This window comes from Thermopetrobacter sp. TC1 (assembly GCF_000746275.1).
In the GTDB taxonomy this organism is placed as follows: domain Bacteria; phylum Pseudomonadota; class Alphaproteobacteria; order Rhizobiales; family Aestuariivirgaceae; genus Thermopetrobacter.
On sequence record NZ_KN050830.1, the window covers coordinates 6,369 to 19,259 of the forward strand.

Sequence of the window (12,891 nt, forward strand, 5' to 3'; positions counted from 1 at the left end):
GGGTCGCTCCAGTCGTCATCCCATGGGTCACCCCAATCGTCATCCCATGGGTCGCTCCAATCCTCCCAAGGATCACCCCAGTCCTCCCAGGGATCATCCCAATCTTCCCAAGGATCACCCCAGTCCTCCCAGGGATCATCCCAATCTTCCCAAGGATCATCCCAGTCCTCCAACGGGTCAAACACGTCATCGAGACCAAGGGTGTTCTCGCCAAGCAGGCTGTCCAGCAAGGCACCATCAATCTCGATGCTTGCGAATTCATTGACGCCGGGGATGTCCAGCGGAGGATCAACGTACAGGGGATCTTCAGGAGTGATGGTTTCTGGCAGATCGAACACAGGATCCGGATTTAATGGCGCATCGATGATGGGAGATAGTAAGCCAGGATCGATATTCAGCCCATCAAGGAAAGGATCATATAATCCAGTGCTCAAAAGTCCTGGATCCACAGATGGAGGGATATCGCTGATAAAATCCATAAATTCTGGCTCTTTGCCGGTTATGGCATTGATCATGTCAGGAGATAATCCTTCCCAAGGGGAAATATCAAATCCTGTTGGAGGGTTAACACTTGCAGGATTTATAAGGTCGGTGATATTCACTTCTGGTGAGAAGAAAGAACTGTCGGGGCTATAAATATTGTTAAAATCTATCCCGCTAATTCCACTTATATTATTATCGGGCATATTCCCGATCAACCCTATCCCATCATAATTTCCGGTTCCTATTTGGTCAAATAAGTCTCCCAAGGAGGATGTGCCAAGATTGTCAATATCTACAAAGTCATTTGGGTTTATACCTGGATCTATTATATTTATTTCCTCTTCTTCCTGCGAGCTGATATAATTTATCGCGCTCCTTAATGCATCTTCCGCCATTCTTTCGAAATATTCCCCTGATACATATTTGGCTGCCTCTCCAACAAAGCCACCGAGTGTTGGGGAAAACTTGGAAATCCCTGTGCCAAGTAACTTTCCGCCTATACCCAAGGCTTTTCCCACCCCAAGAGAAGAAAAAATATTAGCTGCTGCCCCTGCAGTTTGAATTGCAGCTTCTTTCCAGCCTCCTTCTCTATATCCGTTGGCTATATCTACTAAACCGAACAGATTGCCGGTTGCTGTCATGAGTGTTTTGGCAAGGCCTGAATATTTAGGTTCCACTAAGCCGATTAGATAACCTTGCCCTTCTACAGCTTTTTGATATCCATCAACGACAAGATTTTGTTCTGTCAAAATATCTTTTGTATATTCATTAAGCTTGCCGGTGATGGTGTCCACGACATTTCCCAAGCCTCCGTGATTCGAGGAGGAATTATTAGTGTCATTAACAGGTGCCATTTTCCCCTCCGTGCCTCTTCTATCAAAGAGTGTATAGGTGAGACCTTTTTTCGCAATGGTAATGCTCGTTAAAGGGGCGGTCAAGATGTTATGAATCTAATAGGGGAAAATTGCGCGTATAGAGGGATTTTGTGAGGTGTAGGATGCTTTAATGAGATAGCGCTTCGAGAATTTCCGCATAATGCAATACGGGCAGGGTGGTGTGGCGTGTGAGGTGATCCATGCAGGAGAAGTTGGCCGAGACGACGAGGGCTTCGGGCTTGTTGCCCCCTTTTTCGCCGAAGATCAGGGCGCGGGCGGAAAGGGGCGCCTGCCCAGGGGCACAGGCAGCGGAGCGGGGTGCATCAAGGGCGGCGCCTTCTTCATGCGCATCTTGTGGGATGTTATGCGCCTGTGGGCTGGTGCCGGCTGCCTTGCGTGCGGCTGTCTTCAGGTGGCCGGCCTTGCGGCGGCCTAAGCGGTCGGCGATTTCGGGTTCGGTGATGGTGTAAAAGCCGGCGGCGCCGCAGCAGATGTGCGGCTCCTCGGGGAGGTGCACGTCAAAACCGGCGCGGGTGAGAATGCCGGCGGGCTCGCAGGTGATGCGCTGTCCGTGCTGAAGGCTGCAGGGCTGATGCAGAATGAGCGGCGGCGCATCCGCAGGCGCCTTCCATGCTTCCGGCCAGTCCTGCTCAGCGAGCCATTCGGAAAGGTCCTTCGTCTTTTCGGCGATGGCGCGGGCACGTGAGGCCCAGGCGGAATCACGCACCAGCAGATGGCCATAATCCTTGACCACGGCGCCGCAGCCGGAGGCGTTGATCAGCACGGCCGAAACATCCGCATCCTCCCAGGCGGCGATGTTGGCGCGGGCAAAACTTTCAGCGCGGGCGCGATGGCCGAGATGCAGGGACAGCGCCCCGCAACAGCCGGACTGTTCGGGGATGACCACATCCCAGCCCAGGCGGTTGAGCAGGCGAATGCTGGCGCGGTCGATGCGGCCGGCGAGAACCGACTGTGCACAGCCAGCAAGCAGCGCAACCTGCCCGCGGCTTTTCCCCCGGGCCGGAAAGACGCCGCGCATGGGCGAATCGGGCGCTTTCGGCGCTTTGGCCGCCGCCTGCCACATGCGCAAAAACGGCGCGAATGCGGCATGATCCGCGCCCATTCTTTTTACAATCGGCAGCAGCGGGCGAAAGAGGCGGGACAGCGCCAGCATGCGGGCAAAGCGCTGCGGATGCGGCACGACGGTATCGAGCAGGGTATGCACAAGCCGCCTGTGCCAGGGGCGCGCCTGCGGCGCCCTGGCAAGGCGGGCGCGGGCGATATCGAGCAGGTGCACATAATCCACTCCGGAGGGACAGGTGGTCATGCAGGACAGGCAGGTGAGGCAGCGGTCGAGATGCCGGGCGACGACGGTGGCATCCTCAGCGGCGCCTTCCAGCAGGGTCTTGGCCAGATAGATGCGCCCGCGTGGCGAATCGTTTTCCTCGCCCAGCTCCAGATAGGTGGGGCAGGTGGCGGTGCAGAAGCCGCAATGCACGCAGGCGCGCAGGATGGCATCGGCCTCGGCGATGTCGGGATCGCGGCGCTGGGCTTCGGTAAAGGCGGTCTGCATGCTTTTCGTTCCGTGCTTGTCTCAGCCTCGCTCTTTAAGTATCGGCAGCGGCGTTTTCCCGGGGCAGCGGCACCATGCGCCCCGGTTCCAGAATACAGGCGGGATCGAAGCTGGCACGCACCCGTTCGGCCAGCCGCGCCAGGGCGGGGGGCTGCGGATGAAACACCGGCACCGCACGGCGGATGGCCGCGGGCGCCCTGATCAGGGTGACATGTCCGCCCTCCTTGACGATGGCGCGCAAGGATTCGGCCTGTTGCCGAGCGGCCTCGATGTCGTCCGTTTCCGGCGTGGCCAGCCAGATGAGGCCGCCGGCCCAGTCCATGAACATCCGCGCATCCGGCATGCGCGCGCGGATGGTCTGCACCCTCTCGCCTCCTTGCGCCGGCGGGCCGATGATGCGCCAGATGAAGGCATCCTCATGCGCATGCAGGGGCGCAACATCGCGGATGTCCCGCCAGAAGCGCAGGCTTTCCGCATCGGTGATTTCATCGGGCCTGCCAAAGTCCTGCAACCGCTCTTTCAGGGCATGGGCGCGCGCCTGAACTGAGCGGGCGAAGCCTTCCAGCCGCAGGGCGGTGCGCGCTGTCTCCCTGCCGTCGATGCCGGCCGGCACATGGGCGGCGGCGGAGACTTCCATGGGGCTTTTCATCGCCTCGGTCATCAGGGCCTGGGCCCTTTCTTCCGCAAGGCCCGTCCACAGCAGGGTCAGGGTGCGCTCCGGCGCCGGCAGAACCTTGAAGGTGAGCTCGGTGAGAATGGCGAGCGTGCCCCAGCTGCCGCACATGAGCTTGGAAAGATCATAGCCGGTGACGTTCTTGACCACGCGGCCGCCGGCGCGGAACAGCTCGCCGCGGCCGTTGACGGCGCGAAAGCCCAGCAGGTGATCGCGCACGCCGCCAAATTTCACCCGGCGCGGACCGGCCAGCCCGGCCGCGGTCATGCCGCCCAGGGTGCCGGGGCCGCGGCCTGTGTTGCCAAGCAGGCGCGACAGGTCCGGCGGCTCAAAGGCGAGCATCTGGCCCTTTTCGGCAAGGGCTTTCTCGATATCGGCAAGCGGCGTGCCGGCCCGGGCGGAGAGGACAAGCTCCTCCGGCTCATACAGGGTGATGCCGCACAGGGCGGTTGTTTCCACCACGAGATCGGCCTCAACCGGCCGGCCCAGGCCTTCCCGGCTGCCCGCCCCGCGCACGGAAAGCCGCCGCCCCTGCGCGGCCGCCTCGCTCACCAGCGCGGCCAGGGCGTTTTCATCAGCCGGTCTGCTTGCCTCCGCCATGTTCAATCCTGTCCCTGTTTCACCGGTGCCGGTAGCAGAATTGCCCGTGCCGGTGTTTAACCTCATGCCTCTTGCTGCGGCGCCGGGCACCCGGTTCAGAAGCGCGGGATGTCCGGAAAGCGCTTCTCGATCTCGCGCGCGCTGAACGGGCTTAATTCGCCGCAGCCCTTCAGGCTGGGAAAGACCTTGCCCGGATTGAGCAGCTGCTTTTCATCAAAGGCGCATTTCAGGCGCATCTGCACCTCAAGATCGGTCTTAGAAAACATCTCCGGCATCAGGTCGCGCTTTTCCACGCCCACGCCATGTTCGCCGGTGAGCACCCCGCCCACCTGCACGCACAGGCGCAGGATGTCGGCGCCGAAGCGCTCGGCGCGATGGAGCTGATCGGCATCGTTGGCGTCATAGAGAATGAGCGGATGCAGGTTGCCATCCCCGGCGTGAAAGACATTGGCGCAATCAAGCCCGTAGCGGCCTGATAGCTCGGCAATGCCGGAAAGCACCTCCGGCAGGCGATGGCGCGGGATGGTGCCGTCCATGCAGTAATAGTCCGGCGAGATGCGCCCCACGGCGGGGAAGGCCGCCTTGCGCCCGGCCCAGAAAAGCTGGCGCTCTTGTTCCGACTGCGAGGCGCGCATGCTTTCGGCCCGGTTGCGTTTGGCGATGTCGAGAACGCGCTCGATCAGCTCGTCCACCTCCTCCGGCGGGCCGTCCACCTCCACAATCAGCAGCGCCTCGACATCAAGGGGATAGCCGGCATGCACGAAGGCCTCGGCGGCGTGAATGGCGGGCTTGTCCATCATCTCCATGCCGGCGGGGATGATGCCGGCGGAAATGACATCGGCCACGCAACGGCCGGCATCCTCCACGGAAGGAAAGCCGATGAGCACGGCACGGGCGGTGATGGGATTGGGGGTGAGGCGCACGGTGACCTCGGTGACCACGCCCATGAGGCCCTCCGAGCCCACCATGAGGCCGAGCAGGTCGTAGCCTTCCGCCTCCATGTGGCGGCCGCCGAGGCGCACGATCTCGCCCTCGATGGTCACCATCTCGATGCCGAGCACATTATTCGTGGTCAGGCCGTATTTCAGGCAGTGCACGCCGCCGGCGTTCTCCGCCACGTTGCCGCCGATGGTGCAGGCGATCTGCGAGGAAGGATCGGGCGCATAATGAAAACCGGCATGGGCCACCGCGCGGGTGATGGCGAGATTGGTCACCCCCGGCTGCACCACGGCGCAGCGGTTGTCGAGGTCGATGTCGAGAATGCGGTTGAAACGCGCCATGCCAAGCAGGACGGCATCGGCAAGCGGCAGGGCACCGCCGGAGAGCGACGTGCCGGCCCCGCGCGGCACCACGCGGATGGCATGGTCATGGCAATAGCGCAGAATGCGCGCAACCTCCTGCGTCGTTGACGGCAGAATGGTGAGCAGCGGCGGCTGGCGATAGGCGGTCAGCCCGTCCGATTCATAGGCGCGCAGCTCCGTGGGCGAAACGATGACCGGGGTATCCGGGCACAGGCGCTGCAAATCGGCAGCGATCGCCTCGCGCCGGGCGATGACGTCGGCATTGGCCCTGGGCATCTCAGGCTGGCTCATGGCGCGCTTTCCCTGCCGAAATCGGAGGCTGCCGCAGCCCCTTGACAATCTGTCACGCGGCAAATTGTTGCGTCTTCTGCCGCAATTGCGGATTTCGTCACATTTTGCTGTATTGTCCCGGCATTGCAATGCTCCTTAGCGGGCATTGCCGCATGCCGGCCGTGTGGGGAACGCCGGTGTCTTTCGGACAAGGTATCTGAAGCGATGGGCGGGAACGTTTACGCAGGTCTTTCGTGTTCCCGCGCCACAAGCAGCCAAGGAGGCCTGAGGAGATGAAGAAGAAGATCGCGCTTGCCGCACTGGCTCTGGTTCTGGTTCCGTCCATGGCTTTCGCGGAAGGGGATCCGGACAAGGGCAAGAAGGTGTTCAACAAGTGCAAGGCCTGCCACTTCGTCGACAAGGAGAAGAACAAGGTGGGCCCCTATCTGAAGGGCGTTGTGGGCCGCAAGGCCGCTTCCGTGCCGAAGTTCAAGTATTCCAAGGCCATGAAGGCCAAGGGCGAGGAAGGCCTGGTCTGGACCGAGGAGAACATCGCCAAGTACCTGAAAGCGCCGAAGAAGTTCATCCCGGGCAACAAGATGGCCTTCGCCGGCCTGAAGAAGGACGAGGACATCGCCAACGTCATCGCCTACATCAAGAAAATGTCCGGGCAGTAAGATCCTTTCAACTGCACCGTCACAGGCGACAGCTCAGTCATGCGGGCGGGGAGCATTCTTCCCCGCCCCTTTTTCATGCGCAAGCCGGCATATAGGCATGATCCCCCAATAAAAACTTTGGTGGGTAGCGTTTCAGAAGGAAAAACCGGCAGCATCATGCTTTATCAGACATCACTCTGCCGCCTTTTTGCCGGTGGCAGGTGGCGTGTTCACCCCGGCGGTGACCATTTTCGCGCAGGCATCGCGCAGGGCGTTTTCCAGAACGGCACCAAGCAGGATCATGTCCGCATCGCGTTTCTGAGGTCGCCGGTCGCGGTTTTCGAGTGCGGAAAGGAGCTGACGGAAGCGCTTTTGCTGTTCGGGCCGTTCGTGCGCCGTCATCGCCAGATGCCCTCCCATGTGTTGACGGCATAGTATTTGCCCGCAAGCCGGCTTATCGCTTTCGGGTCGTTCACGCGCGCGCCTTCCGGAAAGAAAATGCCAACCTCGTTGCCGCGCTGCCAGACGACGCGGACGACATAGAGCGCCTGGTTCTGATCATCATAGAACTTCACAACCTCAGGCAGGCGGATGCGGCCGGCGAGGCGCAGCCGCGCCCCCTCGCAGGAACGGTCGAAGATCTGGCATTCGGTGATGAAGCGGTTATCGATCGTGGCGAGCTTGCCGGAGCGCAATCGCGTGCGCCGGCGCGGACTGCGCCGCCGGTTGGGGCGATTGGCCGTTTGACCAACGCCGCTCGGACACGTTGCTCCGCCACGTCTTTTTGTGCCGATCGGCCAGATCATGTCATGCCTCTATTCACCATTTCGCAATTCGGCAAACCCGAGCACCATGCTCCAAAATGGGACAGAATCCATGATGCAAGTGGAATGATCGAGGCAAGTTCATCAATAAAGAGTTAACGGGACCTGCGCATGCACCGGGCAAGACATGCCGAGCGTAATCGAATTTTTTAATCATTCAAAGGAATAATGAAGTATTAAGATTGACTTTGGTCACACAAAATAGAAAAACCAACTGACCGTAAGTCACAATAGGAATTGTGGCCTGTCTCAAAGCAAACCCCATCTTGACCAAAGTCAATACGAAAAATTTCCTCATAGTTGCATAAGGGTTGTGTATGTATGCGCCAATTACAACGTTGAAGGAAAATCATATTACCTATGTTTTATATGCAACCCGCTTGCTTTTATTGGATTCAACACCTATTCTCAAACATGAGAGTGATTCGCGTGGCTTGGCGGGGGCTGGGGCACTGAGAAAGTGGAACGTCTATCTTCCCTGCTGGAATGTCTGTCTTCCCTCGAATGTGAAAAAGAGGGACGGGACATCTTACGCGCCGCCGCTGCCGCACATGATGTTGATGCGCTGGCCTATTTCTTTCTGAAACCGCATCATTTCCTTGTGCGCGTGCCGCATCTTATCCATACCTTTCCCGCCGGATGGGGCAGGCAAGTCCTGGCTGATGCCCATGCTGGTTTCGGAGCCCTTGTCCGTATGGGCGTCCGAACGGTCGCCCCGGTCGATCTCACCCAGCGCAGCGACGAAGATGCAAGGGCGATCATGAACCTCCCCGACGTTGGCAACCGCGGCGCATTGCTCACCGTGCGCAGCGCCGGCGGGGAGACGGGGATACTTTTTGCATCCGCGAATGGGAGCGAGATCGAGTGGCGTCGCTTCAAGGAAGAGGCATTGCCGCGGTTACAGATCTTCCTCGCGCAATTCCATGAGACCATTTTGCTTGTTCAGGGCATAGCGCCCTGTTGCGCCGAAGAGCTCCTCTCCCGGCGAGAGCTGGAATGCCTGCACTGGTGCGCGCAGGGCAAGAGTTACTGGGAAACGGCCGTGATCCTCGGGATCGCGGAGCGCACCGTCAATCATCACATGCGCATGGTGCGCGAAAAACTGCAGGTCCAGACCAATGCCCAGGCCGTATCCCGCGCCTATGAGCTCGGGCTGATGCTGCCCGACGAGGATTTCACATCTGTCGCTCCCTGAAGATCCCCTTTGTCTCAAGAAAGGCTTGGAAAGGGCCTGACCGGTTCTCGGCCTTTTTAAGATCACAGGCGGCCTTGGTGCTGCAGGGCGCCCAAGGGAAAGGCCGTCATGGGATCATCATCAATCAGCTTGTTCAGAATGGTGCGGATTTCGGCCACGTCTGCATTCATGCGGTCGATCAGTTCATCCACGGAGCAGAATTTCTCATCGCCGCGAATGAAGGCGATGAAATCCACCACCAGCCGCCGCCCGTAGAGATCGGCGGAGAAATCCAGCAGGAACACCTCCAGAAAACGGCTGTGTCCGTCGAAGGTGGGGCGGCTGCCCACGTAACCGGCGCCGAACCAGCCGGAAGGATGCGGCATGGGCGGCAAATCGTCCATTCTGCCGTCCGCGGGCCGCACGCGCATGGCATAGATGCCCTCGCGCGGTTCGCAGCCGGGATCGAGGCGGATGTTGACGGTGGGAAAGCCGATCTCGCGCCCGCGCGCATCGCCGTGCACCACCTCGCCCTCCACCATCCACCAGTAGCCCAGCTCATGCGCCGCGCGTTTGACATGCCCGCGGCGCAGGTGATTGCGGATGGCGGAGGAGGAAAACGGCGCAATACCGTCATCATCCGTGACCTGATCGACGATATCGACACCAAAGCCGTGTTTTTCGCCCAGGCGGCGCATCAGGTCCGGATTGCCCTTCCGCCCATGGCCGAAATGAAAGTCGTATCCCGTCACCACATGCCGCGCGCCCAAGGTCTCCACCACATACTGGCGCACGAAATCTTCCGCCTCCAGCGCCGCCGTCGTTCGCGAAAACGGCAGCACCGCCACGAAATCACCGCCCAGGCCGGAAAGCAGCCGCGCCTTCATGGGAAGCGGGGTTAGCCGGAACAGCGGCTCATCGGGCCGGAACACATCCCGCGGATGCGGCTCCAGCGTCATCATCCCCCACGGGATGTTTTCCTGTTCAGCAATGCGCCGGGCCGTTTCCAGAAGCTGCTGATGCCCGCGATGCACGCCGTCGAAGTTGCCGATGGCCACGACACCGCCCCGAACGGTCTGCGGTATCTCCCTATCCAGCAGAACGATGCGGCTCATGACCCCAACCAGCTCCTTCTTTCCTGACTACCCTTGCTCCCGGGTGCCCTTTTCCTTGCACGGGCAAGCGTGCCAAAGCCGCACCGGGCGCAGGATGACGCCCCTTTCAAGGCCTCACCCCTGTGCCCGGCTCGGCGCAATCAGCACGGCTTCGCCGCGCAGCACTTCCTTGTCCCCAACAAGGCAGCGCGTGGCAAACGTCACGCGCCGGCGCCGGGTGTCGATGGCCGTAACCGTCACCTCCGCCGTCACGTCATCGCCCACATAGACCGGGGCGCGAAACTGAATGCTCTGCGAGACATAGATCGCCCCCCTGCCGGGAAGCTGCGTGCCCAGCACCGCCGAGATCAGCGAGGCGGTGAGCATGCCATGCACGATCGGTCGCTTGAAGGGGGTTTCGGCCGCATAGGCGGCATCCAGATGCACCGGATTGACGTCTCCGGTCAGTGCGGCGAAGGTGCGCACCGCCTCCTCATCGAGCCGCCGCGTCAGCCGCGCGCTCATGCCTTCTTCCATGTCCTCGATGAACACCTGCCGGACGCTCTCCTGCGAAGGAATCGGGTTGCTCATCGTTCCTGTCCTTTTTCCTGCGCCGTCTTCTCAGACGCGCTCCTCGCCCCCGGCTGTTGCTCTTCTTGCTCTTCTTGCTCTTCTTGCTCCTGCCCCAGCCATTGCAGGCGCTCGGTGATGCCCACAAGCTTCACCCCCGGCGCGATGCGCTGAATTTCCGCAATCAGCCAGGCAAGCCCCTTTTCATGCAGCTCCTGCCGATGCACGCCCGAGGCCACATAAAGCGCATGGATGCCGAAATTGCGCGCGCCCAGAATGTCCGTGGCGAGACCATCGCCGATGGCCAGGATCTCTTCCCGCTCAATTTTGCGCCCCGCCACCCGTTCCGCCTTTTCAAGGCAGGCTTCATAGATGGGCGGATAGGGCTTGCCGGCCATGATTACCTCTCCGCCCATCTCGGCATAGAGCGCGGCCAGCGCACCGGCGCAAGGAATGATGCGCGCGCCATGCTGCACCTTCATGTCGGGATTGGCGCAGACCATGGGTAATTTGCGCCTCACCAGCGCCTGCAGCAGCGGGCGGTATTGTTCCGGCTGTTCCGTCTTGTCGTCAAACAGCCCGGAATTGAGGATCACGTCCGCCTCCTCCGGGCCGGTGAAGGTCACGGGCAGGCCCTCGCGCAGCCGCGCATCGCGCTCAGGCCCCAGGTGAAAAACCCGCTTTCCGGCATGCCGGGCAATCAGCGCCCGGGTGAGATCGCCGGAGGTGACGATATCATCCCATGCCTCCCGCGGCACCTTCAGCCCCTCGAGCTGCTCGATCAGCGCCTGCACCGGCCGCGGCGAATTGGTGATGAAAATGACGATACCGCCCTTTGCCCGGTGACGGACGAGCGCGTCACACGCCGCCTCATCGGCGACAACCCCGTTGTGCACCACACCCCAGACATCACAGAACCAGACGGGATACTGCGCCGATAAGGGCGCAACGTCATTGATCAGCGGAATGTCCCCCGTTTTCGCCAATGTCGGAAAGCTCTGCGGCATGGAATGCTCGGCTCCGGATTTCGCGCCAGAAACAGCCCCCCGTGCTCAAGGCGACAGGGGACATGCCCGCAATGTGGGCCCGGGCAGGCTTGCGCCGATGAATGGGCCGGGCAGGGGCATGGTGTCAAGCGGCACCTCTGGCGAAGGCACCGGGCCGCAAGGCGCCGGCCGCGGCCGCCCCCTCGTTCATGCCGAGGACGGAAGGCGCAAGGATCTGCGCCTGCGCCAGAATATCCTCCTTCAGCCGCCGCGGCGGGGCGAAGAGACGCCCGCGCACCAAACGCACTCGGCTGGGCAGGGCCGCTGCCTGCGCCGGTGCGGAAACGCCGGAGACGATGAGCTCCGGCGCCCCCTGCAAAGGCAATGCGCCCGCAGGGGCCGCCTTCAACACCGGCAGCGCCACATCCGCCCAGGCAAAGCCGAGGGTGGCGAGCGCCTGCGGATCCATGTGTTCCGGATCGGCCTCGCCCAGACACAGCCGCACGCCCAGGCCCGCCAGCCAGGCCAGCAGCAGCACGCCGCCATTGCCCATGCTCGCCAAAGCGCTTTGCGGCACTTCAAGAACGAGATGATCGCGCACATCCGCCGCACTTTTCAGCGCCTCGCCCAACAGCGCGCGGGCATCGCGCATGAGAAACAGCTCTTCGGAGAGAGCGGCGATCACCGGCAGCACCTGCCCATGCTCCCGAAGCCGCCGCAGAAAGGCCGCGGCCGCGCCGATCACATGCACATCCAGCGCGGCGGAAAACCCGCCGTTGCGCGCAAGCAGCTGCGCCTCCCGTCCCAGATGCACATGATCGCCACCGCGGGCCAGCGCCGGCAGGGCGCGGTACATCACCGTCTTTCTGGCATGCCGGTCCACGATCGGCTCCATGTAGAGCCGAAAGCCCTCAAGCCACGGGCCCGTCAGGCTTTCGCTGCGTGTCTCAACGCCCGCCCCGTTCAGGCCGGAGCCGTCATTGCCCGGCACACTGCCGCGCATCACCGGCGGGCTCTGGGCGGGTGCAGGTGCATGCTGCGGCGAAGGTGAGTGGGATGCACTTTTGTGCGCGGACGTCGCTGCGGCATGATTTCGGGGGTGCGCCCCCTGTGCGGAAACCGCCGGGGCATCATGCGCAGTGTGCGGCGCTGCTGCTGGAGCAGGAGAAGGCGTTTCGGCAGACAGGTGAGATGCGGTTTTCGTGGCGCCAACCTCACAAGGATTCTGGATGGACTCAGAGGCTTTCGATGGGGGGCGCGTGGCGGATGCTCTAGAAGATCCTTTCGGGCCCGGCCGCGTGACCGAAGGCGTGCGGTCCTTCGTTTCGGCAGGGGCGGTGTGTCCATGTGAACGTGGTGTTTCGAGCAGGGCGGTGATATCCCGCTCCAGCCGCGCCAGCCGCTGTTGCATGGAGGCGAGCAGCCGCGCCATCTGGGTCTGGCGATGTCCCTCAACCCTGTCATGACGCATGATCCAGGCGAGGGTGATGAGCAGGGCGGCGGCCAGAAGCAGCATGGCCAGCGGCAACGCAGCCGCCGGTGAGAGAATGCCGAGCGCGGCCATCAGGGCAAGGGCCGCGCCCGCGCCGCTCAACACCAGCGGCGCGATCAGAACATAAAAGGCAAGATCCCCCCGCTTCATGATCCCCGATGTCCCTCGCCCGGAAAGCCGGCTTTCACCATGCGCACCGAAAGTGCATCGCCCTTCAGGCTCCGGTCACGGGTTCTGGACGCAACCGGAATCCAGAATGGCAAGGCTGTCTGGTGCACGCAGCCGCCATCATGCCATCTGCGGCCAGGAGTGGCCAGATA

12 protein-coding genes are annotated in these 12,891 nt (G+C 61.6%); 2 read left to right on the forward strand and 10 right to left on the reverse strand.

The window, feature by feature from the left end; all coding sequences use genetic code 11:
• From EK16_RS12325 to EK16_RS09550, 4 genes are all read right to left on the reverse strand, one after another.
• The coding region (locus tag EK16_RS12325) for a hypothetical protein (protein WP_197059668.1) at positions 1-1,277 on the reverse strand (1,277 nt) is incomplete at its 3' end.
• A 208-nt stretch (positions 1,278-1,485) separates the two neighbouring features.
• The gene (gene glcF / locus EK16_RS09540) at positions 1,486-2,931 is read right to left on the reverse strand and encodes a glycolate oxidase subunit GlcF (RefSeq protein ID WP_051929204.1); all 1,446 of its coding nucleotides are present in this window, start codon (positions 2,929-2,931) and stop codon (positions 1,486-1,488) included.
• A gap of 34 nt (positions 2,932-2,965) precedes the next feature.
• On the reverse strand, positions 2,966-4,210 hold the full coding sequence (gene glcE / locus EK16_RS09545; RefSeq protein ID WP_038036667.1) for a glycolate oxidase subunit GlcE: 1,245 nt from the start codon (positions 4,208-4,210) through the stop codon (positions 2,966-2,968).
• A gap of 89 nt (positions 4,211-4,299) precedes the next feature.
• On the reverse strand, positions 4,300-5,796 hold the full coding sequence (locus tag EK16_RS09550) for an FAD-linked oxidase C-terminal domain-containing protein (protein ID WP_038036668.1): 1,497 nt from the start codon (positions 5,794-5,796) through the stop codon (positions 4,300-4,302).
• 272 nt (positions 5,797-6,068) lie between these two features.
• On the opposite strand from EK16_RS09550, the gene EK16_RS09555 reads away from it, so the two are divergent.
• Positions 6,069-6,452, forward strand: a complete 384-nt coding sequence (locus EK16_RS09555; protein WP_038036669.1) for a c-type cytochrome — start codon at positions 6,069-6,071, stop codon at positions 6,450-6,452.
• A 171-nt stretch (positions 6,453-6,623) separates the two neighbouring features.
• On the opposite strand, the gene EK16_RS09560 is transcribed toward EK16_RS09555, so the two are convergent.
• Positions 6,624-6,833 (reverse strand): hypothetical protein, encoded by a 210-nt coding sequence (locus EK16_RS09560; RefSeq protein ID WP_038036670.1) that lies wholly within the window; start codon positions 6,831-6,833, stop codon positions 6,624-6,626.
• Positions 6,830-7,237: a PilZ domain-containing protein gene (locus EK16_RS09565; protein ID WP_156098563.1), complete on the reverse strand. Its 408-nt coding sequence runs from the start codon at positions 7,235-7,237 to the stop codon at positions 6,830-6,832. The genes EK16_RS09560 and EK16_RS09565 overlap by 4 nt, the downstream gene beginning before the upstream one ends.
• A gap of 478 nt (positions 7,238-7,715) precedes the next feature.
• Between EK16_RS09565 and EK16_RS11625 the strand changes: the two genes are divergently transcribed.
• On the forward strand, positions 7,716-8,450 hold the full coding sequence (locus EK16_RS11625) for a helix-turn-helix transcriptional regulator (protein WP_081910458.1): 735 nt from the start codon (positions 7,716-7,718) through the stop codon (positions 8,448-8,450).
• 62 nt (positions 8,451-8,512) lie between these two features.
• On the opposite strand, the gene EK16_RS09575 is transcribed toward EK16_RS11625, so the two are convergent.
• The 4 genes from EK16_RS09575 to EK16_RS09590 all read right to left on the reverse strand — a co-directional run bounded on the left by EK16_RS09575 (position 8,513) and on the right by EK16_RS09590 (position 12,721).
• Positions 8,513-9,544 carry a bifunctional riboflavin kinase/FAD synthetase gene (locus EK16_RS09575; RefSeq protein ID WP_038036671.1) on the reverse strand — a complete coding sequence of 344 codons (1,032 nt, stop codon included), beginning with the start codon at positions 9,542-9,544 and terminating at the stop codon, positions 8,513-8,515.
• Between the two features lie 114 nt (positions 9,545-9,658).
• Positions 9,659-10,114, reverse strand: a complete 456-nt coding sequence (locus EK16_RS09580; protein WP_038036672.1) for a MaoC family dehydratase — start codon at positions 10,112-10,114, stop codon at positions 9,659-9,661.
• Positions 10,111-11,100, reverse strand: a complete 990-nt coding sequence (locus EK16_RS09585; RefSeq protein WP_051929208.1) for a TIGR01459 family HAD-type hydrolase — start codon at positions 11,098-11,100, stop codon at positions 10,111-10,113. Before EK16_RS09585 ends, EK16_RS09580 begins: the two co-directional genes overlap by 4 nt.
• 124 nt (positions 11,101-11,224) lie before the next feature.
• The gene (locus EK16_RS09590) at positions 11,225-12,721 is read right to left on the reverse strand and encodes an EAL domain-containing protein (RefSeq protein WP_038036673.1); all 1,497 of its coding nucleotides are present in this window, start codon (positions 12,719-12,721) and stop codon (positions 11,225-11,227) included.
• Between the last annotated feature and the right edge of the window lie 170 nt (positions 12,722-12,891).

Bases quoted from the DNA above. Each gene is read 5' to 3' on its own strand.
- glcF (WP_051929204.1), bottom strand. From the start codon at position 2,931: ATGCAGACCGCCTTTACCGAAGCCCAGCGCCGCGATCCCGACATCGCC.
- EK16_RS09550 (WP_038036668.1), bottom strand. From the start codon at position 5,796: ATGAGCCAGCCTGAGATGCCCAGGGCCAATGCCGACGTCATCGCCCGG.
- EK16_RS09555 (WP_038036669.1), top strand. From the start codon at position 6,069: ATGAAGAAGAAGATCGCGCTTGCCGCACTGGCTCTGGTTCTGGTTCCG.
- EK16_RS09560 (WP_038036670.1), bottom strand. From the start codon at position 6,833: ATGACGGCGCACGAACGGCCCGAACAGCAAAAGCGCTTCCGTCAGCTC.
- EK16_RS09565 (WP_156098563.1), bottom strand. From the start codon at position 7,237: ATGATCTGGCCGATCGGCACAAAAAGACGTGGCGGAGCAACGTGTCCG.
- EK16_RS09575 (WP_038036671.1), bottom strand. From the start codon at position 9,544: ATGAGCCGCATCGTTCTGCTGGATAGGGAGATACCGCAGACCGTTCGG.
- EK16_RS09580 (WP_038036672.1), bottom strand. From the start codon at position 10,114: ATGAGCAACCCGATTCCTTCGCAGGAGAGCGTCCGGCAGGTGTTCATC.
- EK16_RS09585 (WP_051929208.1), bottom strand. From the start codon at position 11,100: ATGCCGCAGAGCTTTCCGACATTGGCGAAAACGGGGGACATTCCGCTG.
- EK16_RS09590 (WP_038036673.1), bottom strand. From the start codon at position 12,721: ATGAAGCGGGGGGATCTTGCCTTTTATGTTCTGATCGCGCCGCTGGTG.